We start from the raw sequence: 24647 nt of genomic DNA on the forward strand, positions 1-24647 counted from the left end.
CGGCGCTAAGCGCTGATCGCGGCCCCGTTCTGCTCCTCAGCGTCGCTCGACTGAGCCTTTCGCGAACGCAGCACCTTCTCGTCGTGACGCTTGATCGCGGGCTCATTCTCGCGCAGATGCGCATAGGCCGGCGCAGCGATGAAGATCGTCGAGTATGCGCCCACCAGAATGCCGATGAACAGTGCCAGTGAGATGTCGCGGAGCGTTCCCGCACCGAGCACGAAAGCACCGATGAAGAGAATCGAAGCGACCGGCAGCAGGGCAACGACCGAGGTATTGATCGAACGCACGAGCGTCTGGTTGACACCCAGGTTGACCGACTCGGCAAAGGTGCGACGGTCGTTCAGCTCGCCCCCTGAGGTGTTTTCGCGAATCTTGTCGAACACCACCACGGTGTCGTAGAGGGAGTAGCCGAGGATCGTGAGGAAGCCGATCATCGCGGCCGGCGTGATCTCAAATCCCGAGATGCCGTAGATGCCCGCAGTGATGACGAGGTCGTGCAGCAGCGCGATGATGGCCGCCAGCGACATCTTCCAGGTGCGGAAGTAGATCGCCATCACCAGCGCAGCGAAGAGCAGGAACACCACCAGGGCGATGACCGCCTGCTTGGTGATGTCCTGGCCCCAGGCCGGGCCGATGTACGAGTAGGTGACCTCATCTTCGCTGACGCTGTACGCCTTGGCGAGGGCGGCGGTCACAGCCCGGTTCTCGGACTCGTCAAGCGCCTCGGTCTGCACACGGATATCGGTGGGGCCGAGCTGGGTGACGCGAGGGGCAGCAGCAGGCAGCACCTCGGCCACTGCGGATTCAGCAAGCGCGGGGTCACGGTCACCGCCTTCAGCGAGGTGCACCTGGAACTGGCTGCCGCCAGTGAACTCGATGCCGAAGGTGAAACCGCCGCGCGCGAGCGGGCCGAGCACCGAGAGCACAATCAGCACGAGGGAGACCAGGTACCAGACCTTGCGCTTGCCGACGAAGTTGATCGACTTCTCGCCGGTGTAGAGAGCGTTGCCGAATTCGGCGAATGAGCGAGCCATGCTTAGCTCTCCTTTCCGGTGTTGGCGGATTCGAGCGAGATGCCCTGTTCCGCCGCCTTACGCTCGGCGATGGTCTGCCGGCGTTCTGCTTCCTTCTGGCTGCGGGCGTTCTTCTTGCCCGCACCCTTCGTAGCAATGACGGGCTCGCGGAACTGCGCGCGCCCGCGGTAGACGGCGCCCAGACGCTTCGGATCGAGACCCGAGGCCGGGTGGCCCGAGCGGTAGAAGCGGGTGCGGGCCAGCAGCACCATCATCGGGTGCGTGAAGAGTGCCACCACGAGCACATCGACGAGCGTGGTGAGGCCCAGCGTGAACGCGAAGCCCTTCACGTTGCCGACGGCGAGAATGAAAAGGATCACCGCGGCAAGGAAGTTCACGCCGTCAGAGGCGAGCACCGTGCGGAAGGCGCGCTTCCAGCCGTGCTCGACAGCGCTCTCGATGCTGAAGCCGTCACGCAGTGCGTCGCGGATGCGCTCGAAGTAGACGATGAACGAGTCGGCGGTGAAGCCCACCGCCACGATGATGCCGGCCACGCCCGCGAGCGACAGACGGTAACCTTGTCGCCACGAGAAGAACGTGAGCAGCAGGTATGTCAGAATCGCGGCGACGCCCAGAGAGGCGATAGTCAGCGAACCGAGAGCTCGGTACTGGAAGATCGAGTAGACCACCACGAGCAGCAGACCGATCAGGCCCGCGAGCAGGCCAGCCTGCAGCTGGTTCGTGCCGAGTGTCGCGGAGATGTCCTCCTGGCTCTGCACGGTGAAGTCCATCGGCAGTGCACCGAACTTGAGCTGATCGGCGAGCGCCTTCGCGGACTCCTGGGTGAAGCTGCCGCTGATCGAGGGGCGGCCGTCGAGGATTTGCCCGTTCATGGTGGGAGCCGAGAGCACGCTGCCGTCGAGCACGAAGGCGAAGCGATTCTGCGGTTCTGCGGCACCGAAGAGCCTGGTGCTGATCTTGCCGAAGGTGTCGGCGCCCTTACGGTTCATGGTGATCTGCACGACCCACTCACCGGTGCTGGCACCGGTGCTGGTGGTGCCCATCTGAGCGACGGCATTGGTGATGACGTCACCGCTCAGCTCGACCGGGCCGAGGATGAACTTCTCCATGCCGGCGTCGTCGCAGGTGATGAGGGGGCGATCCGCTGCAGCATCGCGCGTATCGAGCGCAGCCTCCGAATCGCAGCTGAACGCATCAAACTGCTGCTGCAGAGCGGGGGTGATCCAGGCCAGGTCGCCGGCCTCGGTGGGCAGCGGATCAGGGTCGACAGGCCCCGCGGCTGCGTCCTTTGCGGCAGCGTCCTTTGCGGCGGTGTCATCCTGCGCAGCGGCAGCGGGATCGGCAGTGTCGCCCTCGGCGGTCGCCTGCTCGTTCTGCTGCTGCAGCTTTTCGAGGTCGACGCCCATACCGGTGGCGAGCACAGGGCGGAAGTCGAGCTTCGCGGAGGCTTCAATGCGCTGCAGCGTCGCTTCGTCTGCCTTGCCGGGGATGGAGACCGAGATGTGCTGGCTACCCTGCGTGGTGATCTCGGCTTCGGAGACGCCGGCCGCGTCAACGCGCTGACGGATGATCGAGACCGCCTGCTGCAGTTGCTCACCGCTCACGGCCTGACCGTCGGTCTGCTCGGCGGCAAGCAGGATCTGCGTGCCGCCCTGCAGGTCGAGAGCCAGTTTTGGCGTCCACGTCGCATCGCTGCGGAATACGCCGTAGGTGATGAGGCCCGCGAGGCCGACGATGAGGACCAGAAGGAATACGAGGGAGCGACGAGCCCTCCGCACCGCAGGTGTGGACGCCAAGACTGACTGCTTTCTGTCTGAGTGAAGTGGTTCTTGCCGCGGTCCCCTCCCACGGCGGTGGCCGATCAGGCCTTGGGCGTCTGCCCGTCGGTCTGATCGTCGGCGTCGGGGCGCTCGCTTGCTTCGCCGGTGGCCTCGGGAGCCTCAGTGGTCTCATCAGCTGCGGGGGTTGCGTCGCTGGGCGCGCCCTTAGCGAGACGTTCACCAAACTCGGGATCATCGTCAGGTGCGAAGGATGCGGTCGCCTGAGCGGCATCGTCGGCGCCTTCGACAGGGGTGACGATCTGCGAAATCGCGTTGCGGTGCACCACGAAGGTGGAGCTGCCGCTGCGCACGGTGGCGCGGTTTTCGTTCTCGTCGATGGACTCGATGGTGCCGAAGATGCCCGACTGCAGCATCACCTCTGCGCCGGGCCGGAGGCCGTTCTGGAGTTCCTGCATCGCCTGCTGACGCTTCTTGCCGTTGCGGAACATGAAGAAGATCAGAACGGCGATGAGGCCGAACATGATGAGGCTGATCGGGTCGAGAGTCACGAGGATCCTTTCGGTGGGCGGTCCCGAAATGTGGAGCCGCGAGGCACAGATTTCATTAGCTTAGCGTGCTCCGGCTGCAAACCCCGACCGTTCCAAGGCACTGTTCAGCAGCGCCGCACCGCTCAGATCAGCGTGGGTGCGCCTGCCGCTGCGGGCGGTACGACGCCGACATGCTCCCAGCCGAGCCGGGTCGCCACTCGGCCGCGCGGGGTGCGGGTCAGCAGTCCGGTGCGCACGAGGAAGGGCTCAACGACAGCCTCGATCGTCTCGGCTTCCTCCCCCACTGATACCGCAAGTGTCGAGAGACCGACGGGGCCACCGGCGAAACGTTCGACAACCGCGCGCAGCACCTCCCTATCGAGCCTGTCGAGCCCGTGCTGGTCAACGTCGTACAGTGCGAGGGCGGCCTGCACGCTCTCAGTATCGCCGGGTGTCTCGTGCACGAGGCTATAGTCGCGCACGCGGCGCAGCAGCCTGTTCGCGATACGAGGCGTGCCCCGCGACCGTCGGGCGATCTCCTCGATGCCCTGCTCCGAGAGACCGAAGTCGAGCAGCCCGGCAGCGCGACGCACAACGCTCGCCAGCTCATCATCCGAGTAGAACTCGAGGTGTGCAGTGAACCCGAAGCGATCGCGCAGCGGGTTCGGCAGCAGCCCCACCCGCGTGGTCGCGCCGACAAGAGTGAAGGGAGCGAGCTCCAGTGGCACGGAGGTGGCTCCGGCACCCTTGCCCACCATGATGTCGACTTTGAAGTCTTCCATCGCGAGATAGAGCATTTCTTCAGCGCTGCGGGCCATACGGTGAATCTCATCGACGAACAGCACCTCACCGGGGGTGAGCGCTGAGAGCACTGCCGCGAGATCGCCGGCGTGCTGGATCGCCGGGCCCGAGGTCTGGTGCAGCGGCTTGCCGAGTTCGGCGGCCACGATCATCGACAGCGTGGTCTTGCCCAGGCCGGGAGGCCCCGCCAGCAAGATGTGATCGGGCGTGTGCCGCCGCATCGTGGCGGCATCGAGCAGCAAACCGAGCTGACGACGCACCTTCGACTGCCCGACGAACTCGGACAGCGTCGAGGGGCGCAGCGCACCCTCGTAGCCCTGCTCCGACGGCGATGCCTGCGGTGACAGCTCCCCCGTCATCGGCGTGCTCCGCTGCGCGCGGCCTGCAGCAGCGCAAGCGCTGCACGCAAGAGACCTGCGTGATCGTCTGGGGCTCCGGCGTCGCGAGCGTCCTGCACGGCTTGGCGAGCATCGGCATCAGACCACCCCAGCCCCACGAGACCTTCTCCAACGGCTTCTGCGACGAGCTGCGCGGCGTCACCGGCTCCTCCAGCGGGAGCACTGTCGTCGGCGAATCCGAGTTCCGGAAGCTTACCGGCGAGCGACACCACGATGAGCTTCGCTGTTTTGGGGCCGATGCCCGAGACCTTGCGGAACGGCTTTTCGTCTTCGGCGGCCACCGCACCGGCCACCTCTGCCGGGCTCAGGGCCGAAAGCACCCCGAGCGCGCTGCGAGGCCCCACTCCGGACACCGCGATGAGGTGACCGAACACCTCGAGTTCGTCTTGTGTGGCGAAGCCGAAGAGCGTCAGGGAATCTTCACGTACCACCAGAGAGGTGTGCAGGAAGACCTCATCGCCGACGACAGCCTGGGACACTCTGCCACTGGGCACTTCGACGCGCATACCGATCCCGCCAACACCCACGACGACCCAAGCGGCACCGGATGCGAGCACGGGCCCGCCTATCGAAGCAATCACATCCCCAGCCTAGGGTGCGCCTCCGACAGACGGGCCCGCGCCACACCGATTATTCGAATATATCTACGAACGGAGTGCTCGGGGCAGTTGCGTTAGGCGTTCGCCCCGACAACCTGCACCTGCTCGTGCGATGCGCGCACCGCACGGTTCACTGCCGACACGATTGCTTTGAGCGTGGCCCTGGTGGTGTCGGGGTCGATGCCGACACCCCACAGCCGCTGCCCGTCGACCTCGAGGTCGACGTAGGCCGCCGCCACGGCGTCGCCACCCGAGCTCATGGCGTGCTCGACGTAGTCGAACAGGGTGACGTCGTGGCCGTTCTGGTTGATGCCCGAGATGAAGGCATCGACAGGCCCGTTGCCGCGCGCGGTGAGCTGGTGCTCCCCCTCGCCGTCGCGGTAGTCGACGGTGAGCTCGGTGACACCGTCGCCCGCGCTGTTCGAGGCCGTGCGGAACAGCTCGTAGCGGCCCCAGCGATCGAAGGAGGAATCGGTGGTGGGGAGGTATTCGTCCTGGAAGATGCGCCAGATCTCATCGCTGGAGACCTCCCCACCCTCGCTATCGGTGAGGCCTTGCACCACGGCACTGAACTCGATCTGCAGACGACGCGGCAGGTCGAGGCTGTGGTCAGTCTTCAGCAGGTAGGCGACGCCACCCTTGCCCGACTGCGAGTTGACCCTGATGACCGCCTCGTAGGAACGGCCGAGATCTTTCGGATCGACGGGCAGGTAGGGCACAGCCCACTCGATGTCGTCGACGGTGACGCCCGCTTCTTCGGCGTCGCGCGCCATGCGCTCGAAGCCCTTCTTGATGGCGTCCTGGTGCGAACCCGAGAAGGCCGTGTAGACGAGGTCGCCGGCCCAAGGGCTGCGCTCGGGCACCCGCAGCTGGTTGCAGTACTCGGCGGTGCGGCGCACCTCGTCGAGACGGGAGAAGTCGATCTGCGGATCGATGCCCTGCGTAAACAGGTTGATGCCCAGCGCGACGAGGTCGACGTTGCCGGTGCGCTCGCCGTTGCCGAAGAGGCACCCCTCGATGCGGTCGGCTCCGGCCAGGTAGCCGAGTTCTGCGGCGGCGACGGCGGTGCCGCGGTCGTTGTGGGGGTGCAGCGAGATGATGACGTTCTCGCGGTGGTTGAGGTGTCGCCCCATCCACTCGATGGAATCGGCGTAGACGTTGGGGGTCGCCATCTCGACGGTGGCCGGCAGGTTGATGATCACCTTGCGCTCGGGGGTGGGCTCGAAGATCTCGAGCACCTCGTTGCAGACCTCGACGGCGTACTCGAGCTCAGTGCCGGTGTACGACTCGGGCGAGTATTCGTAGTAGATGTCGGTGTCGGCGCAGATCGCCTCGCTCTCACGGCAGAGCTTCGCGCCGTCGGTGGCGATCTTCTTGATGCCTTCGCGATCCGAGCGGAAGACCACGTCGCGCTGCAAGATGCTCGTGGAGTTGTACAGGTGCACGATGGCCTGCTTGGCACCAATGAGCGACTCATAGGTGCGCTTGATGAGGTGCTCGCGCGCCTGGGTGAGCACCTGGATGGTCACGTCGTCGGGGATCGCATCGTCTTCGATGAGCTGACGCACGAAGTCAAAATCGGTCTGGCTTGCCGAGGGGAAGCCGACCTCGATCTCTTTGTAGCCCATCTTGACGAGCAGATCGAACATGATGCGCTTGCGCTCAGGGCTCATGGGATCGATGAGGGCCTGATTACCGTCGCGCAGATCGACCGCGCACCAGCGGGGGGCCTCGGTGATGCGCTTCGTGGGCCAGGTGCGATCGGGCAGATCCACGTTGATGATCTCGTGGAACGGGCGGTAGCGGTGCACCGGCATACCTGAGGGCTTCTGCGTGTTCTTCATGGGCTCGTACTTTCTCGTCTCAATATCTCTTGCTCAGCCAAACACGAACACCGCGACGAGGGAGGCCTGGGATTAGGACTCGTCGCGGCAGCTAAGGAGAAGCGAGCCGAACAGCATGCAGCAACTATAGCACCGCCTGGTGACACTCGCGGCGGCGCAGCCATAGGGTGGATCGTATGAGGACGATGCGGAGAACGCTGCTCGGGATCGCTGTCGCACTGCTTGGGATCGGCGCGGCGGTGGCCACTGCGCCGACCCCGGCCGCGCACGCCGGCACGGAGGATTTTAGCTACGACAGCTGGCAGGTCGAGTATGAGGTCGGCACCGACGAGGACGGGCGCGCCATCGCGCACGTCACCGAGACGCTGACCGCCCGCTTCCCCGACTTCGATCAGAATCGCGGTCTCGTGCGCGGGCTGCCGATCGACTATCAGGGGGCGTCTACCGATCCGCGTGACTTCTCGGTGTCCGACGCCGCCGGCAAGCCGGTGCCCTTCGAGATCGAGTACGACAACGGCTTCGTCGCGGTGCTCACGGGCGATGATCGGTACCTGCGCGGTGTGCACAGCTTCGTGATCGAGTACACGCTGAGCGATGTGGTGCTTGCCCGTGATGATGGCAAGGCCGACGAGTTCTACTGGGATCTCACCGATTTCGAGCACCAGCAGCCCATTGATGACTTCTCTGCGCGAATCACGTTCTCACCCGGACTCGCCGAGCGATTGAACGGCGAAGCCCGCTGCTACTTCGGAGCACCGAACTCCACCCAGGAGTGCACCATTACCGAGTCCGGGAGCACCTTCGCAGTCTCTGGCATCGCGTTGGGCCCCGAGGAGGGTGCCACGGTCGCTATCGGGCTCGCGCCTGGGAGCGTGGTGCAGCCGCCCGCGCGCCTGTCGAACTTCGCCCTCGACACGCTGCCCCTCGCGGGTGCAGCAGCGGCGCTCGGTGTCGGAGCCGCCGGCCTGATCCCGGTGCTCGCCCTGCGACGGCGCAGCCGCACTGCGCGCGGAGTGATTGTGGCGCAGTACGATGTGCCGCCCTCGCTGCCGCCGCTTCTGGCCGCCCCGATCGTCGGGAGCACCTCGAATCCCGCCTCAGCACAGCTGGTGCACCTCGCAGTGAACGGCACCCTCCGCATCGAAGACGGCGTTCCCGAGCAGGGTCTGTTCGGGCCGAAGCAGGCGCAGCCGGTGCTGCGCCTGCTCGATCCCGAGCGCGTCGGCGATCCGCTCGACAGTGATACCGTGCGGCGGGTGTTCCCGCATGCGGCACCGGGCGAGGCATTCACGATCCCCAAGCAGAGCGAATCGTTCGCCTCGAAGATGAGCAAGCTGCAGTCGAAGGGAGCCGAGCAGGCTCGCGAACGCGGCTACTTCCGGCGTGCGCACAGCCCTGCAGCGCGCGTGCTCGGCATCGCCGGCATCATGCTCTCGCTGGGCGTGCTTGTACTATCGCTGATCGCGGTTGTCCAGCGCGACAGCGCGGCCGGCGTTGTCGGCCTCGTGGCTGCCGCAGCAGGCGTGGTGCTCTCGATCATTGCGATTTGCCCGCACCGGGTGCACACCCCCGTGGGAGCCGAAACCCGGGAATACCTCGAGGGAGTGCGCGAATTCATCAGCGTTGCCGAAGCAGATCGCATCCAGATGCTGCAGTCGTACACGGGAGCCGAGCGGTTGCAGGACGGATCCGTCAACGTGATCCACATCTACGAACGACTGCTGCCCTACGCAATGCTCTTCGGGCTCGAAAAGCAGTGGACTCGCGCACTCGCCGTGCGATACGAGCAGAGCCCCGGCTACGTGCCGTACTGGTATCCGGCCGTTGCCGTTCACGGACTCGGCGCCTTCGACAGCACCATCTCGCGATTCACCAGCTCCCTGAACTCGTCGGTGAGCTACACCTCCAGCAGCTCAGGAGGTTCGAGCGGCGGCGGCTTCAGCGGCGGCGGCGGGGGCGGCGGCTTCAGCGGCGGCCGCTGAGCACCGGCACCACAAAGCAGGGATGGCCCGGATTCACCGGGCCACCCCTGACGGCGGGCCGAGTTGCCTCGGCACGGAATGTCGATCAGACGCGACGCTCGCTGTACTGGGCGCTGCCGAAGCCGATGATGAGGTAGCCGATCACGGAGAACAGCCACAGCAGGAAGAACGAGAATGCTCCGCCCTTGCCGAAGCGCTCACCGAGACGGATCGCCACGAAGATTCCGAACACGATGTTGACGATCGGAATGAAGTAGAGCAGCGCCGCCCACGCCGAGTAGCCCGCCACCTTGACGAGGAAGAACACGTTGACGATGGGGATGAGCGCGAGGATCCCGGGGTACCCGGCCTTCGAGAACACCCGCCACAGGGCAATCGCGACGACAACATACCAGGCGATGGCGAACACACCGTACTCGGCAGAGAGCGCGGTGATCTGAGCTTGATCGGTGATTGATTCAGTGAGCTGCATACTGCAGACAATACTGGATTCCGGTCAGAATCCGAGCCTTCCGAGCGCTTTCGGATCCCGCTGCCACTCCTTGAGCACCTTCACACGCAGCGACAGATAGACCCGCTGCCCGAGCAACGCCTCGATCTCGCGCCGAGCGCGCTCCCCCACATCGCGCAGCCGCGATCCGCCCTTGCCGATCACGATGCCCTTTTGGCTGTCGCGCTCGACATAGATGGAAGCGTAGATTTCAAGCAGGTCCGGCGCCCCGTCAACGCCCTCGCGCAGTTCGCGGTCGTCGACAGTCGCGGCCAGCGAGTGCGGCAGCTCCTCGCGCGCGCCCTCAAGCGCGGCCTCGCGAATCAGCTCCGCAATGCGGTCGTCTTCGCCCTCATCTGTGGTGGTCTCGTCCTCGTACAGCGGGGGCGAGGTCGGCATCAGTCCAAGCAGCACATCGCTCAGCACATCGAGCTGCTCCCGAGTCACCGACGAGATCGGAATGACGGCATCCCACTCCCGCAGCGAGCCGAGGCGCGTGAGCTGATCAATGATCTCGCCCTTCGAAGCCTCGTCGACCTTGGTGAGGATCGCCACCTTCTTTGCACGCGGGAAATCGTCAAGGCGTTCGTTGATGAATCGATCGCCAGGCCCCAGCTTCTCATTCGCCGGAACGCAGAACCCGATCACATCGACATCGCCGAGGGTGGCTTCGACAAGCGCATTCAAGCGCTCACCCAGCAGGGTGCGGGGCCGGTGAATGCCCGGTGTGTCGACGATGATGAGCTGGCCGTCGGCCCGGTGCACAATGCCGCGGATCGCGCGGCGCGTGGTCTGCGGCTTCGGGCTCGTAATCGCGATCTTCTCGCCCACGAGGGCGTTGGTGAGCGTCGACTTGCCAACGTTCGGTCGCCCCACGAACGACACAAAGCCCGCACGGAAGTCGGGGGTCACCCCCGGAACGGCCGCCTCGGCCCCACCGGAGCTCTGCTCGGCACCGCCGCTGCGCTGCTCACTCATTCGTCTTCCTCTTCCTCTTCTGGCCCGACCCAGCGGGCCACGACGGTCAGCAGTCGCTGGCGCCTTCGCTCAGTGTCGGCGGCGGTGAGCTCGACGCCCTCCACGGTCACCGTGTCGCCGGTCTCGGGCAGACGGCCCAGATGCTTCGCGAAAAGCCCGCTTACGGTGTCGACGTCGTCATCGTCGAGTTCGATGCCGAACAGTTCGCCCAGGTCATCGATCGAGAGCCTCGCGTTCACGAGGTACGAGCCATCTCCCCGCTCGGCTACTTCCGGCACTTCACGATCGTGCTCGTCTGCGATATCGCCGAGCAGTTCTTCAATGAGATCTTCGAGGGTCACGAGGCCCGAGATGCCACCGTACTCGTCGACCACGAGCGCCAGGTGATTCGACTCGCGCTGCATCTGCCGCAGCAGCTTGTCGGCGGGCTGCAGCTCCGGCACAAACATCGCCGGCTTCATAATGCGGGTGACCGATTCGGTTTCGGCCTCCTCGGGACGGCGCAGCACGAAGCCGCTCGCGTCACGCAGATAGGCAACACCGGCGACATCGTCAGGGCCGCCTGTGACCACAGGCATGCGCGAATGGCGCGAGGTCAGCAGCGATTCAAGCGCCTCTCGCACGGTCTGCGTCGCATCAATCGTGCTCATATCGGTGCGGGGCACCATCAGCTCGCGCACAATGGTGTCGCCGAATTCCAGGACCGAGTGGATCACATCGCGGTCGTCGTCATCGAGCAGGTCTTGATCCGCCGCCTGATCGACAATCGACAGCAGCTGCTCCTCATCACGCACGCGACCGCGGCCGAGCGCCACAATCGCGCCGATGCGCTTCGCCGTTGCCGACAGCCGGCGCGGCAGCGGAACAGAACCTGTCGGAGGATCGACGCTCACTTGCGACCCCGTTCACGCATCGCAAACGAGAGCAGCAGGTCGCGCTGCAGGCCGAACATCTCAGCCTCCTCATCGGGAACAGCGTGATCAAAGCCCAGCAGGTGCAGCATGCCGTGGGTGAGCAGCACCGCCATCTCCTGCTGCAGATCGTGGCCCGCGGCCTCGGCCTGCACCTCGGCAACCTGCGGGCAGATCACCACATCGCCCAGGAGACCCGCCGGGGTGCGGGCATCAATACGACCGGGGCGCAGCTCGTCCATGGGGAAGCTCAGCACATCAGTGGCCCCGGGCTCGTCCATCCACTGCACGTGCAGGCGCTCGATCGCGGACTCATCGACCATCATCACTCCGAGCTCGGTGTCGGGGTGCACGTGCAGAGATTCGAGCACGAACGCCGCAAGCCGCTGCAGACGGGACTCCTCGACTTCGACGCCCGACTCGTTGTTGATCTCGACGCTCACTGGGCGTCTCCCTTCTGCTGCTTCTGGTCGTAGGCGGAGTATGCGTCAACGATGCGACTTACGAGGTTGTGGCGCACGATGTCGTCCGAGCCGAGCTCTGCGAAGTGGATGTCGTCGACGCCACGCAGGATGCGGTTCACCACTCGCAGGCCACTCGCGGCGATCGGCAAATCGATCTGGGTGATGTCGCCCGTCACCACCATCTTCGAGCCGTAGCCAAGCCTGGTGAGGAACATCTTCATCTGCTCGGGAGTGGTGTTCTGCGCCTCGTCGAGGATCACGAAAGATTCGTTGAGGGTGCGCCCACGCATATAGGCGAGCGGTGCCACCTCGATCGTTCCGCTCGCGAGCAACTTGGGCACCACATCGGGATCCATCATCGATCCGACGGCATCGAACAGGGGGCGCAGGTAGGGGTCGATCTTGTCTTCGAGGCTGCCAGGCAGATAGCCCAGGCGCTCGCCGGCTTCGACCGCAGGTCGCGTCAGGATGATCTTCGCGACCTCGCGCCGCTGCAGCGCCTGCACAGCCTTCGCCATCGCGAGGTAGGTTTTGCCGGTGCCTGCGGGGCCGATGCCGAACACGATCGTATGCTCGTCGATGGCGTCGACGTAGGCGCGCTGCCCCCGAGTCTGCGGGCGCACGGAGTGACCCCGCACCGAGAGGATGGGTTCGCTGAGCACCTGCGCCGCGGTGGGCCCGTCGCCCTCGTGCACCATTCGGGTGACCTCTTTCACATCGTGACGAGAGACCGCGCCGCTGAGCTTCGCGATCTGCAGGATTTCATGCACCACCTGTTCGGCGGCGCGCACCTCAGGAGCAGGCCCGCGCATCGTCAGCACCTGGTCGCGGGCGTGGAAGGTGACGCGCGGGTGCTGCGATTCGAGGTCGGCGATGAGCTGATCTCGGTGCCCGAGAAAGGACGCCAGGTCGACGCCGGCCAACAGCACCGTGCGCTGCAGCTCAGCTTCGGAGCCCCGCTGCGGGGCGTCGCCGCCTTGCGCGTCAGTCTGATTCACGGGCTCCCTCTCTAGGATCCAACGAGCGAGCGCTCCTCGAGTTCACCGGCGAGCACGTGCGCGTGCACATGGAACACGGTCTGGCCTGCGCTCGCACCATTGTTGAAGATGATGCGAAACTCGCCATTCGCACGTTCATCGGCGAGCCGCTTCGCGACAGCGATCATTTCGGCGAGCAGTTCGGGATCGCCTGCAGCAAGCTCGGCCACATTCTCGTACTGCGTGGTCTTGGGGATCACCAGAATATGCACCGGCGCCTGGGGCGCGATGTCGGGGAACGCGATGACGCGTTCGGTCTCCGCGAGAATCTCGACGGGGATCTCGCCCGAGGCGATCTTGCCGAAAATGGTGTCCTGTGCCATGGATGCAGTCTATCGCCGTGCCGCGCAGTCCTACCAGCGACCGAGCGCGGCGCCGAGCACTGCGAGCGCGGCCGGCCCGGCAGAGGAGGTGCGCAGCACGGTGCTCCCGAGCACCAGCACCGATGCGCCCGCGGCTTCGAGTGCGTCGAGTTCAGCTTCGGCAAAGCCGCCCTCAGGGCCGACGACGAGCACAATCTGTTCGGCTGCGCGGGCTTCGCTTTGACCGGCCCACTCCACGAGGCGGTTTCCGCTGCGGGGGTGCAGTGCCACAAGCTCGACACCGGGCTGGCCTGCGAGACGGCAGAGATCGTCGGTGGTCACCACCTCGCCGATCTGTGGCACCCTCGCACGGAGCGACTGCTTCGAGGCCTCGCGGGCAATCCGGGCCCACTTCGCAACACCCTTCGCTGCTTTGTCAGATGCGGATCCAGTGCCGCCGGCATCCCAGCGCGACACCGAGCGCGCAGCCTGCCAGGGCACGATGGCATCGACGCCGAACTCGGTGGCCTGCTCAACGGCCCGCTCATCTCGGTCGCCCTTCGCGAGCGCCTGCACAAGCACGAGCCGCTGGCCGGGCTCAGGCACCGTCTCGACGTGCTCGATGCGCACCGCGAAGCGATCCTTCGCCACCTCTTCAGCAACCCCCTCGCCGAGCGAGCCTGCGCCGTCACCCACGAGGATCCGCTCCCCCTGGCGCAGTCGGCTCACCCGCACCGCGTGGCGCGCTTCGTCACCGGTCACCTCGACGATCGCGCCCGGAGCGATCGCCCCGGCTGCGAGATCTTCGCGGTAGTAGAGGTTGGCCATTGTGGGCTAGCCCTGCCTGAAGAAACGGTCGCGCAGCTTGCCGAAGAATCCCTGCTGGAACTCACCGAGATGCGGGGGCTCGTCGCTGCGCAGCGAGGCGAGCTGACGCACGAGATCCTGCTCGCGCTTCGAAAGCTTCGTGGGGGTGTTCACCTGCACCGCGATCTTCAGATCACCGCGGGTGGTGCTGCGCAAGCCCTGAATGCCGCGGCCGCGAACCGTGAGCACATCGCCCGACTGCGTGCCTGCGGCCAACTCGATCTCGACCTCACCATCAAGCGCCTGCAGCTTCGCCGCGGCACCGAGCACCGCGTCAGTCATCGACACCTGCATGGTGCAGAGCAGATCGTTGCCATCGCGGCTGAACACGTCGTGATGCATCACCCGGAACTCAATGAACAGGTCGCCGTTGGGGCCACCGCCGGGGCCGACCTCGCCGCCGCCGCGCATCTGCAGGCGCGTGCCCGTGTCGATGCCGGAGGGGATATCGACGGGGATCGTGCGACGCTCGCGCACCCGCCCCTTGCCTGCGCACTCCACGCACGGGTGCTCGATGACGGTGCCGTAGCCGTGGCAGCTACCGCAGGGATGCATGGTGACGACGTTGCCGAACAGCGAGCGCACCTGCCGCTGCACCTGCCCCTGACCGCCGCACACATCACAGGTGACGGGCTGCGTGCCAGGCTGGCAGCAGCTGCCCTGACACACGCCACAGAGCACCGCGGTGTTCACGGTGATGTCGCGCTGCACACCGAAGATCACGTCTTCGAGAGAGACATCGACGCGGATCATGGCGTCGTCACCACGCTCGGTGCGCGAACGCGGGCCGCGCTGACCGCCGCCGAAGCCACCGCCGAAGAACGTCTCGAAGATATCGCCGAAGCCTGCTGCTCCGCCCTGGCCGCCGCCCATGTCGTAGCGCTGACGTTGCTCCGGGTCGCTCAGCACGTCGTAGGCGTGGGTGACGCTCTTGAAGCGCTCCGAGGCTTCTTCGCTCGGGTTGACATCGGGGTGCAGCTCGCGCGCGAGCCGGCGGTAGGCCTTCTTGATCTCTTCGGGCGTCGCCTCGCGCGACACGCCGAGGGTCTCGTAGTGGTCGGCCACGTTGTGCTCCTCAGGGGTGTTGTTCAATGAAACGGGTAACCGGGCTGCGGGGCAGGACGCCCCGAGGTGCTACTGCTCCTCGCCCAGGAAGCGGTTGAGATAGCGTGCCACGGCACGCACGGCGGCGATGTTGCCGGCATAGTCCATGCGCACCGGCCCGAGCACGCCGAGCCGTGAGACCGAGTCGGCCTCCTGCTCGTAGCTGGAAGCGATCACCGAGGTCGCAGAGAGCCCGTAGGGGGCGTTCTCGCGGCCGATCGACGCGGCGACGTCGCGGCCATCACGGGCGAGTTCACCGAACAGTCGCAGCAGCACCACCTGCTCTTCGATGGCTTCAAGCACGGCCGGCAGTGAACCTGCAAACTCGCTCGGCCGTGACAGGTTCGCGGCACCCGCGACGGCAATGCGCTCACTGCGGTTGGCCTGCAGCTGGCTCACCACAACCGAAAGCACTCGGCGCACCAGTTCGGCCTCAGCGGGCTGCGCCCAACTTTCGACGCCCTCGATCAGGCCCGTCACCGCTGCAACCGCCGTTTCGACGTCGGACCCCACAGCGGCCTCGGCGATCCGCTGCCTGAGCCCGTGCACCCACGCCTCGGTCACCTGCGAAGCCGGCAGCCACGCCACCTGCTGCTCGACGACGCCGCTGCCGAGAATGAGCACGCACAGCACCCGATCCTCGCCGATGGCCACAAGGTCGATGTGGCGCACCACCGTGCGCCGCAGCGACGGGTACTGGGCGACGGCCACCTGGTTGGTGAGCTGCGCGAGCAGCCGCACGGTACGGGCCATCACATCATCAAGGTCGCTCGACTCCCCCAGAAAGCGTTCGATCGCGGATCGCTGCGCCGCACTGACGGGGCGGATCTTCGCGAGCGTGTCGACGTAGAGCCGGTAGCCCTTGTCGGTGGGCACACGACCGGAGGAGGTGTGGGGCTGTGCGATCAGCTCGTCTTCTTCGAGCAGCGCCATGTCGTTGCGAATCGTGGCGGCGGACACGCCGAAACTGTGCCTGTCCACAATCGCACGGGAGCCGACGGGCTCATTCGAGGAGACGTAGTCGCTCACGATCGCGTGCAGCACCGCCAGGCTGCGCTCCGACACCATGTCACGCCCCTCCTTCTTGGCACTCACCAACTCAGAGTGCCAAGTCTATCGCAGGCCCCTCTGCGCCGTCGGCAGCGAATCACGCCGTCGGCGAAACCCGGAGCCGGAAACAGCCGAGGCCATCCGTCAGCCAAGCAGACGATGCACCACGGTGTCTGCGAGCAGACGGCCACGCAGCGTCGGCACCACGCGCGCGATCCGTCCCGGCCCCGCAATCGCAGCCCTGCCGTCGATGAGACCGTCAGCGATGAGCTGCGGGATCGCACGGCGTTCCGCAGGCTTCAACACCTCGACGGGCAGACCGTCGGCGATCCGCGTCTCCAACAGCACGCGCTCCTCGCGGCGCGCATCCTCGCTCAGCGTCTCGCGAGCGTGCGCCGGGGACACCCCCGCTGCGATGCGCTGCGCATAGGCGCCGGGATGCTTCACGTTCCACCAGCGCACCCCACCGATGTGACTGTGAGCGCCGGGGCCCGCAGCCCACCAATCCTCGCCAGTCCAATACGAGAGATTGTGCCGCGAGCGGGTCTGCGGCGTGCGCGACCAGTTGCTGATCTCGTACCAGGAAAACCCCGCGGCCGCGAAACGAGCTTCGGCGAGCTCATACATCTCAGCGTGCAGATCCTCGTCGGGTGCCGGCACCTCGCCGCGCTTAATCTGCGCCGCGAGCTTCGTGCCGGGCTCCACGATCAGGGCGTACGCCGAAATGTGATCGGGCTCGGTCGCGAGCGCGGCATCGATCGAGCGCTCCCAATCGGCGAGCGACTCCCCCGGCGTGCCGTAGATCAGGTCGACGCTCATCTGCAGGCCCGCCTCGCGCGCCCACCGCGTCACGAGCGGAATGCGCTCGGGGGTATGCGTGCGGTCGAGCGTGGCAAGCACATACGGCACCGCCGACTGCATGCCGAAGCTGACGCGAGTGAACCCGGCCTCCGCGAGCGTCGCGAGATAGGCCGCATCGACCGAGTCAGGGTTCGCCTCGGTGGTCACCTCAGCTCCGGATTCGAGGCCCCACTCGTCGCGGATCCTGCCGAGCATCGCCGCGAGATCACTCGCGGGCAGCAAAGTGGGCGTGCCACCCCCGAAGAACACCGTCGACACCCGGCGCTCAGGCAGCCCCGCTCGCCGCAGCACCTCAGCACCGAAGCTCAGCTCATGCTGCACCTGCGCAGCGTAGTCATCGCGGCGGGTGCCGCCGAGTTCCGTGGCGGTGTAGGTGTTGAAGTCGCAGTAGCCACAGCGCACCCGACAGTAGGGCACATGCACGTAGACACCGAAGCGGCGCTCTGCTGCACCATCGGCGACACCGAAAGGCAGCGAACCGTCAGCCGGAGCGGGATCGCCCTCAGGCAGAATGCTCGGCATCGTCACCCGCATCCGCGCCGTCGTGGCCCGCGGCCTCGGATGCGGCTTCGGGAGTGGATTCAGCTTCGATGCTCTTCGGAGCGTTCGGATCAACGACGGGCACGGCACCCGGTGCGAGTGCCGCGAGCTGCGCCTTCACTGCCTCGACAGCGACGCGCAGATCAGCGCGAGCTTTCAAGCCCAGCAGACCGCTCTTCGGTGCCGCGAGGAAGCCGCGCGCAACAGCCCACACCGTGTCGTCTTCGCGATGCTCCACAAGAAACAGTTGCTCGCCAACGGCACCGGCCTCATCGCAAGTGCCCCACGCGAATCCCGAGCTCCGCTCCTCATCCACCGTGTAGACGATCAGCACACTGCGGGGATCCTGCCCAGGCGCGTGCAGCACAGCGGTGGTGCCGGCCACCAAATATGCCTCGCCGTCAGGACCGAACTGCTCTTCGATCTCGCCCGCGGCCTGCGGCGTGCCGGCGTCGTCGAAACTCACACCGGCGTAGCGCTCACCAGAGCCACGCACCACATCGGCGACGGTGACACCGCTGCCGCGCTGCGCACCCCAGGTCATCAGCAGGCTCGATGCCAGCAGAAAACGCTCCTGCCCACTGCCCAAGCGCAGCGACTCCTCATAGGGAGTCGTGCCCTCCGGCGGAAAGCGCAGCAAATCTGGGGCCTTCGAAGCGCCCACCGCCGCGTAGGCGACAGGCATCTCGACGTGGCTGCTGCGCCGTGCGGGCTGCTCGTTGCTCATCGTCAGACCCCTACTTCTTCGCGGTTTCCTTGCCGTCGACGTCGCCCGAGAGGGCGGCGATGAAGGCTTCCTGCGGCACCTCGACGCGGCCCACCATCTTCATGCGCTTCTTGCCCTCTTTCTGCTTTTCGAGCAGCTTGCGCTTACGGCTGATATCGCCGCCGTAGCACTTGGCGAGCACATCCTTGCGGATCGCGCGGATCGTTTCGCGGGCGATGACGCGCGCGCCGATGGCGGCCTGAATCGGCACCTCGAACTGCTGACGCGGGATCAACTTGCGCAAGCGCTCGGCCATCATCGTGCCGTAGTGGTAGGCGTTGTCGCGGTGCACAATCGCGCTGAAAGCGTCAACTTTGTCGCCCTGCAGCAGAATGTCGACCTTCACCAGATCGGCCTCCTGCTCACCCATCGGCTCGTAGTCGAGGCTCGCGTACCCCTGGGTGCGGCTCTTCAAGTGGTCGAAGAAGTCGAACACGATCTCTCCGAGCGGCATGCTGTAGCGCAGCTCCACGCGCTCGCCGAGATATTCCATGCCCAGCAGGCTGCCGCGGCGGCTCTGGCAGAGCTCCATGATCGCGCCCACGTAGTCTTTCGGAGCGAGAATCGCGGTCTTCACGACGGGCTCACGCACGCTCGCGATCTTGCCGTCGGGGTACTCGGAGGGGTTGGTGACCGTGACCTCTTTGCCGTCGTCGGTGGTGACCTGGTAGATCACGCTCGGCGCGGTCGCAATGAGATCGAGATCAAACTCGCGGCGCAGGCGCTCCGAAATGATCTCCAGATGCAGCAGCCCCAGGAAGCCGCAGCGGAAGCCGAAGCCGAGCGCCACCGAGGTCTCAGGCTCGTACTGCAGCGCCGCATCCGACAGCTTCAGCTTGTCGAGAGCCTCGCGCAGAATCGGGTAGTCACTGCCGTCAATCGGGTACAGGCCCGAGAACACCATCGGCTTCGGATCGGTGTAGCCAGGCAGCGGATCCTGCGCCGACTTCAGCTTCGTGGTGACGGTGTCACCCACCTTCGACTGGCGCACATCCTTCACACCGGTGATGAGGTAGCCCACCTCACCGACCGCGAGCCCCTTCGTCGGGGTGGGGCCGGGAGCCGAAACGCCGATCTCAAGCGCCTCGTGCTCGGCCTTTGTCGACATCATCAGGATCTTCTCGCGCGGCGTGAGCCGCCCATCGATCATGCGCACATAGGTGACGACGCCGCGGTAGGGATCGTAGACCGAATCGAAGATCATGGCACGGGCAGGAGCATCGATCGCACCCACCGGCGCAGGAATGCGCTCGACCACACGATCGAGCAGTTCTTCGACCCCGGCACCGGTCTTGCCTGACACCTTCAGAATGTCTGCGGGGTCGCCGCCGATGAGATCCGCGATCTCACGCGCCACCCGCTCAGGATCAGCAGCGGGAAGATCGATCTTGTTGAGCACCGGGATGATCTCAAGGTCGTTCTCCATCGCCAGATAGAGATTGGCGAGCGTCTGCGCCTCAATACCCTGGGCGGCATCGACGAGCAGGATCGCTCCCTCGCAGGCGGCAAGCGAACGCGACACCTCATAGCTGAAGTCGACGTGCCCGGGGGTGTCGATCATATTGAGAGCGAAGTCGGCACCACCCAGCGACCAGTGCATGCGCACGGCCTGCGACTTGATCGTGATACCGCGCTCGCGCTCGATATCCATGTTGTCGAGGTACTGCGCACGCATATCGCGATCCGAGACGGTGCCCGTGATCTGCAGCATACGATCGGCGAGCGTCGACTTGCCATGGTCGATATGCGCGATGATGCAGAAATTGCGGATCTGCGCGGGGTCGGTCGACGCCGGCACTGGGGGGTTCACACTGCGAGGAGACATTGCCCGCCATTATCCCACAGCACAGGCCCTCCCTCCGCCGCGCATCCGCGCGATGCCCGTACTGCGAGGATTCCGCACGGGCCGCCGACACAACCGTATGGAAACCGTAAGGATTCTCTCGCCGCCCCTCACGCAGCGCTTCGATAAGAGTGTGCAACGAACATCGACGACCTCGTCACTCGAGCGGCTCCCGGTCGACGCGCCCTCACGGCGCAACGCCGGCAGGGTACGCCGCTGGCTTCTCGGCGACAACGCCGAATCGCCGGGCAGGCAGACGGGCCCCCACGGCCAGCCCGAGGAGCACCGCCGCACCCACTGGCTGCGCGTCATGTGCCTCACAGGCGTCGACTACTTCTCCACCCTCGGCTACCAGCCCGCCATCGCAGCGCTCGCCGCAGGTGCCGTTGCCCCCATCGCCACGATCGTGTTGGTGCTCGTCACCCTGCTCGGTGCGCTGCCCGTGTACCGCCGCGTCGCGAAGGAGAGCCCGCACGGCACCGGCTCAATCTCGATCCTGGCAAAACTGCTGCCCCGCTGGCGCGGCAAGCTTGTGGTGCTCGTGCTGCTCGGCTTCGCAGCAACAGACTTCATCATCACCATCACGCTCTCCACCGCAGACGCCACCGCGCACCTCATCGAGAACCCGTTCGCCCCGAAAGCACTGCACGGACAGCAGGTGCTCGTCACTCTCGTGCTGCTCGCTGCGCTCGGCGCGGTGTTCCTGCGCGGCTTCCGCGAAGCGATCCGCCTCGCCACAGCGCTGGTGGCGGCCTTCCTCACACTGAACCTCGTGGTGCTCATCGTCGCCATCGGGCACCTGGTCTCCAGCCCCGTCGTGATCACCGACTGGTGGACCACCCTCACCACGCAGCACGGCAACCCGATTCTCGTCGTCGCCGTCGCGCTGCTCGTCTTCCCCAAACTCGCTCTCGGCCTCTCCGGCTTCGAAACCGGCGTCGCCGTCATGCCCCAGATCAAGGGTGACGCGAGCGACACCGAAGCAAATCCTGAGGGGCGGATCCGCGGCGCGCGTCGGCTCCTCACGACGTCCGCGCTCATCATGAGCGGCTTCCTCATCACTTCTTCTGTAACCACGGTGGCCCTCATCCCAGCCGCAGAGTTCCAGGCGGGCGGGGCCGCAAACGGGCGCGCACTCGCCTACCTCGCGCATGCATACCTCGGCGAAGGCTTCGGAACCGCCTACGATCTCGTCACCATCATGATTCTCTGGTTCGCAGGCGCCTCGGCGATGGCCGGGCTGCTCAACCTGGTGCCCCGCTACCTTCCCCGCTACGGCATGGCGCCTGCATGGGCGCGAGCCACCCGACCGCTCGTGCTCGTCTTCACCACGATCGCGGTGATCATCACCATCATCTTCCAGGCAGACGTCAACGCACAGGGCGGCGCCTACGCAACGGGCGTGCTCGTGCTCATCACCTCCGCGGCAGCGGCTGTCACCCTCGTAGCTCGCCGCCGCAAAGAGCGCGCAGAGACCATCGGCTTCGGCATTGTGACCGCGGTGTTCCTCTACACCACAGTCGCGAACATCATCGAACGCCCCGACGGCATCAAGATCGCCCTCTGCTTCATCATCGGCATCGTCGTGGTGAGTTTCATCTCCCGCATTGCGCGCTCCACCGAGCTGCGCGCCACCTCGGTGCGCCTCGACACCGCAGCCGCCGAGTTCGTCGAAGCGTGCCCCGAGGGCGCGCTCAGGCTCGTCGCCCACACCCCGAACGACATCAGCGCGAAACGCTATCGGGCCAAGCTCGAACATGCTCGGATCGTGCACGGCCTGCCAGACGACGACGTGCTCTTCCTCGAGATCGAAATCGCCGACAGCTCTGACTTCGAAGGCGAACTGCTCGTCGAGGGTGTGGAACGCCACGGCTACCGGGTGCTCACCGCCCGCGGCAGCACGGTGCCGAACGCCATCGCGGCCATCGCCCTGCACCTGCGTCGTGAAGTGGGCTGCACCCCGCACGTCTACTTCCGCTGGACCGAAGGGCACCCACTGCACCACCTGATCCGCTTCCTGATCCTCGGCGACGGCGAGATCGCCCCGATGACCCGCGAGGTGGTGCGCGAAGCCGAACCCGACGTCACCAGGCGACCCTGGGTGCACGTCGCGTAACAGCCCGCTCGCCGCAGCACGGCATACAGTGGAGGCGTTGACCAGGGAATCGGGGATCGGATGAGCGTGCAGCGTGGAGTGAGCCTCAGTCGCCAGCTCGGCGGATTCGCGCTCGCCATCGGCGGCGGCCTGCTGCTGCTCATCCCCCTCCGGTCGCTGCACGGCCCCGAGACGATCACCGTCGAAGTGCTGAGCTACCAGCTGCTCGTCGTCGCCGTTGCACTCGTCGGCGGCATCTGGCCAGCACTCACCGCCGCAGCCTTCTCGGGGGTGGTGCTCGATCTCGCCTTCATCGCGCCCTACCGCGACATCACCATCGCCGACCCGATTCACCTACTTGTGCTGCTCATGCACGTGGCCATTGCGGTGCTCGTCAGCTTCGTGGTGGGCCGCGGCGCGCGCACCCGGCGGCGGCTGGAGGCAACCGTCGACGAATTCGAGACGGTTACCGGATCCGATCGCTTGCGCGGAGCACTGCTCTCCGCACTGAGCCACGATCTGCGGCGCCCCCTCGCCTCGGCAACGGCCGCCGTCGGAGGCCTGCGCGCGACGGGATCCGCGCTTTCCGATGGGGATCGCGCAGCGCTCCTCGAAACCGCCGACGAAAGCCTGGCAGCGCTCAGCACCCTCATTACCGACCTGCTCGACGCAAGTCGCCTGCAGTCGGGAGTGCTCGCGGTGGCTGAGATTCCGTGCGACCCCGCCGAGGTGATCCTGCCAGCGCTCGACGAACTCGATCTCGGCCCCGGACAGGTGCGACTGGCCCTCAAACACGGCGACAGCCTCGTCCGCTGCGATCCGGTGCTGCTGCAACGCACTCTCGTCAACCTCATCGCGAACGCGGCCCGCTACACCCCCGAGGGCAGCCTCGTGCTCATCGAAACCATCGCCCTCGACGCCCGCATCGACATCCGCATCGTCGATGAGGGGCCTGGTATTCCCGCCGACCGCTTCGAGCAGGTGTTCCTGCCGTTCCAACGACTCGGCGACACCGACAACACCACAGGCCTCGGGCTCGGCCTCGCACTGTCGCGAGGCTTTGTCGAGGCGATGCACGGCGAGCTGCGACCCGAACAGACACCCACCACAGGCCTCACCATGATCATCTCGCTGCCCGCAGCAGACACCCCATCACACCCGGAGGCGGGCTCATGAACATCCTCATCGCCGACGACGACCCGCAGCTGCTCCGCGCGCTGCGCATCACCCTCACCGCCAAGGGCTACGACGTGCTCACCGCCGCAGACGGTGCCGAGGCAGTATCGCTCGCCGCCGATCACCGCCCCGAGCTCGTGCTGCTCGACCTCGGCATGCCGCGGCTCGACGGCGTCGAAGTGATCCAGGCCATCCGCGGCTGGTCAGAGGCCCCGATCCTCGTCGTCTCCGGCCGTGCAGGTGCCGACGACAAAGTCGAAGCGCTCGACGCCGGTGCCGACGACTACGTGGTGAAACCCTTCTCAATCGAAGAGCTGCTCGCGCGCATCCGGGCGCTCACCCGCCGCCAAGCCGGGCAAGAACCAGCCCCCATCGTGCGCTTCGGTACCGTCACCATCAACCTCGCAGCGCACACCGCCGTGGAGGCCACTGCGGGCGGCGAACAGCGGATCCGCCTCACCCCCACCGAGTGGCAGATCATGGAACTGCTCATCCGCAACGCAGGGAAGCTTGTCACACGGCAGATGCTGCTCAGCAGGATCTGGGGCACCGAGCACGCGCGCGACACCGGCTATCTGCGGCTCTACCTCTCACAGCTGCGCAAAAAGCTCGAACCCGACCCGTCAAGCCCGCGATACCTGCTCACCGAGCCTGGCATGGGATACCGGTTGCAGCTCGACGCCTGACACCTAGAACCAGGTGGCACCTCGGAGGGTCGCGGCGCAGACGGCGGGGCGACGCGTGGCGGGGCGACGCGCCGCGATCCGCCACGACACGAACCTCCTCTGCGCGGCCTTCTCAAAAGCCGATCTGCTAGAGTTGGTTCTTGGCTTGCGTGTGGTGACATCCACACAACCCGCAAGGTGCCCTCTCTCACCGCGCGGAACAACCGTAAACCTGTATTTAAAGGACACTATTCAACGTGGCAAACATCAAGTCGCAGATCAAGCGCATCAAGACCAACCTCAAGGCGACCGAGCGCAACAAGGCCTACAAGAGCGAGCTCCGCACCGTCGTGCGTGCAACCCGCGAGGCCATCGCTGCCGGCGACAAGGCTGTGGCCGAGCAGAAGCTCGCCCTCGCCAGCAAGAAGCTGGACAAGGCCGTCTCGAAGGGCGTCATCCACAAGAACCAGGCTGCGAACCGCAAGTCGAAGCTCGCCACCCAGGTGGCCGCGCTCTAAGCGACAGCTGC

23 protein-coding genes are annotated in these 24647 nt (G+C 65.9%); 5 read left to right on the forward strand and 18 right to left on the reverse strand.

Annotated features, from left to right (window positions below; all coding sequences use genetic code 11):
- Window positions 1-5: 5 nt before the first annotated feature.
- The 6 genes from secF to leuA form a co-directional block, all read right to left on the reverse strand.
- On the reverse strand, window positions 6-1037 hold the full coding sequence (gene secF / locus WFI54_RS01805) for a protein translocase subunit SecF (protein WP_336651089.1): 1032 nt from the start codon (window positions 1035-1037) through the stop codon (window positions 6-8).
- A gap of 2 nt (window positions 1038-1039) precedes the next feature.
- Window positions 1040-2833 (reverse strand): protein translocase subunit SecD, encoded by a 1794-nt coding sequence (gene secD, locus WFI54_RS01810; RefSeq protein ID WP_336651090.1) that lies wholly within the window; start codon window positions 2831-2833, stop codon window positions 1040-1042.
- Window positions 2834-2898: 65 nt separating this feature from the next.
- Window positions 2899-3366 (reverse strand): preprotein translocase subunit YajC, encoded by a 468-nt coding sequence (gene yajC / locus WFI54_RS01815; RefSeq protein WP_336651091.1) that lies wholly within the window; start codon window positions 3364-3366, stop codon window positions 2899-2901.
- Window positions 3367-3488: 122 nt separating this feature from the next.
- Window positions 3489-4505, reverse strand: coding sequence for a Holliday junction branch migration DNA helicase RuvB (gene ruvB, locus WFI54_RS01820; protein ID WP_336651092.1), 1017 nt, complete (start codon window positions 4503-4505; stop codon window positions 3489-3491).
- Entirely contained in the window at window positions 4502-5125 is a 624-nt protein-coding gene (ruvA, locus tag WFI54_RS01825; RefSeq protein ID WP_336651093.1) for a Holliday junction branch migration protein RuvA, read from the reverse strand. Before ruvA ends, ruvB begins: the two co-directional genes overlap by 4 nt.
- A gap of 92 nt (window positions 5126-5217) precedes the next feature.
- Window positions 5218-6987, reverse strand: coding sequence for a 2-isopropylmalate synthase (gene leuA, locus WFI54_RS01830; RefSeq protein ID WP_336651094.1), 1770 nt, complete (start codon window positions 6985-6987; stop codon window positions 5218-5220).
- Window positions 6988-7163: 176 nt separating this feature from the next.
- Between leuA and WFI54_RS01835 the strand changes: the two genes are divergently transcribed.
- Window positions 7164-8969: a DUF2207 domain-containing protein gene (locus WFI54_RS01835; protein ID WP_336651095.1), complete on the forward strand. Its 1806-nt coding sequence runs from the start codon at window positions 7164-7166 to the stop codon at window positions 8967-8969.
- Between the two features lie 85 nt (window positions 8970-9054).
- Here the strand turns inward: WFI54_RS01835 and WFI54_RS01840 are convergent, their stop codons facing one another.
- The 12 genes from WFI54_RS01840 to lepA all read right to left on the reverse strand — a co-directional run bounded on the left by WFI54_RS01840 (window position 9055) and on the right by lepA (window position 20164).
- Window positions 9055-9441, reverse strand: a complete 387-nt coding sequence (locus WFI54_RS01840) for a DUF5684 domain-containing protein (protein WP_336651096.1) — start codon at window positions 9439-9441, stop codon at window positions 9055-9057.
- A 24-nt stretch (window positions 9442-9465) separates the two neighbouring features.
- Window positions 9466-10437, reverse strand: coding sequence for a GTPase Era (gene era / locus WFI54_RS01845; RefSeq protein ID WP_336651097.1), 972 nt, complete (start codon window positions 10435-10437; stop codon window positions 9466-9468).
- Window positions 10434-11330, reverse strand: a complete 897-nt coding sequence (locus WFI54_RS01850) for a hemolysin family protein (RefSeq protein WP_336651098.1) — start codon at window positions 11328-11330, stop codon at window positions 10434-10436. Before WFI54_RS01850 ends, era begins: the two co-directional genes overlap by 4 nt.
- Entirely contained in the window at window positions 11327-11791 is a 465-nt protein-coding gene (ybeY, locus tag WFI54_RS01855; protein WP_336651099.1) for an rRNA maturation RNase YbeY, read from the reverse strand. The genes WFI54_RS01850 and ybeY overlap by 4 nt, the downstream gene beginning before the upstream one ends.
- Entirely contained in the window at window positions 11788-12810 is a 1023-nt protein-coding gene (locus WFI54_RS01860; RefSeq protein WP_442918394.1) for a PhoH family protein, read from the reverse strand. Before WFI54_RS01860 ends, ybeY begins: the two co-directional genes overlap by 4 nt.
- A gap of 11 nt (window positions 12811-12821) precedes the next feature.
- Window positions 12822-13172, reverse strand: a complete 351-nt coding sequence (locus tag WFI54_RS01865) for a histidine triad nucleotide-binding protein (RefSeq protein WP_336651100.1) — start codon at window positions 13170-13172, stop codon at window positions 12822-12824.
- A 30-nt stretch (window positions 13173-13202) separates the two neighbouring features.
- On the reverse strand, window positions 13203-13979 hold the full coding sequence (locus WFI54_RS01870; protein ID WP_336651101.1) for a 16S rRNA (uracil(1498)-N(3))-methyltransferase: 777 nt from the start codon (window positions 13977-13979) through the stop codon (window positions 13203-13205).
- Window positions 13980-13985: 6 nt separating this feature from the next.
- Window positions 13986-15083 (reverse strand): molecular chaperone DnaJ, encoded by a 1098-nt coding sequence (gene dnaJ / locus WFI54_RS01875; protein WP_336651102.1) that lies wholly within the window; start codon window positions 15081-15083, stop codon window positions 13986-13988.
- 69 nt (window positions 15084-15152) lie between these two features.
- Window positions 15153-16190: a heat-inducible transcriptional repressor HrcA gene (hrcA, locus tag WFI54_RS01880; RefSeq protein WP_336651638.1), complete on the reverse strand. Its 1038-nt coding sequence runs from the start codon at window positions 16188-16190 to the stop codon at window positions 15153-15155.
- Window positions 16191-16316: 126 nt separating this feature from the next.
- Window positions 16317-17555 carry a radical SAM family heme chaperone HemW gene (gene hemW, locus WFI54_RS01885; RefSeq protein ID WP_336651103.1) on the reverse strand — a complete coding sequence of 413 codons (1239 nt, stop codon included), beginning with the start codon at window positions 17553-17555 and terminating at the stop codon, window positions 16317-16319.
- Window positions 17536-18300: a DUF1990 family protein gene (locus WFI54_RS01890; protein WP_336651104.1), complete on the reverse strand. Its 765-nt coding sequence runs from the start codon at window positions 18298-18300 to the stop codon at window positions 17536-17538. The genes hemW and WFI54_RS01890 overlap by 20 nt, the downstream gene beginning before the upstream one ends.
- Window positions 18301-18310: 10 nt before the next feature.
- Window positions 18311-20164, reverse strand: coding sequence for a translation elongation factor 4 (gene lepA, locus WFI54_RS01895; RefSeq protein WP_336651105.1), 1854 nt, complete (start codon window positions 20162-20164; stop codon window positions 18311-18313).
- Between the two features lie 328 nt (window positions 20165-20492).
- Here lepA and WFI54_RS01900 point away from each other — a divergent pair, with 328 nt between their 5' ends.
- From WFI54_RS01900 to rpsT, 4 genes are all read left to right on the forward strand, one after another.
- Window positions 20493-22298, forward strand: a complete 1806-nt coding sequence (locus tag WFI54_RS01900) for an amino acid transporter (protein ID WP_336651639.1) — start codon at window positions 20493-20495, stop codon at window positions 22296-22298.
- Window positions 22299-22358: 60 nt separating this feature from the next.
- Entirely contained in the window at window positions 22359-23453 is a 1095-nt protein-coding gene (locus tag WFI54_RS01905; RefSeq protein WP_336651106.1) for a sensor histidine kinase, read from the forward strand.
- Entirely contained in the window at window positions 23450-24139 is a 690-nt protein-coding gene (locus WFI54_RS01910) for a response regulator transcription factor (protein WP_336651107.1), read from the forward strand. The genes WFI54_RS01905 and WFI54_RS01910 overlap by 4 nt, the downstream gene beginning before the upstream one ends.
- Before the next feature lie 236 nt (window positions 24140-24375).
- Window positions 24376-24636, forward strand: coding sequence for a 30S ribosomal protein S20 (rpsT, locus tag WFI54_RS01915; protein WP_017885049.1), 261 nt, complete (start codon window positions 24376-24378; stop codon window positions 24634-24636).
- Window positions 24637-24647 lie beyond the last annotated feature (11 nt).

Source organism: Leucobacter sp. MMO-125, assembly GCF_037148395.1.
GTDB lineage: Bacteria > Actinomycetota > Actinomycetes > Actinomycetales > Microbacteriaceae > Leucobacter.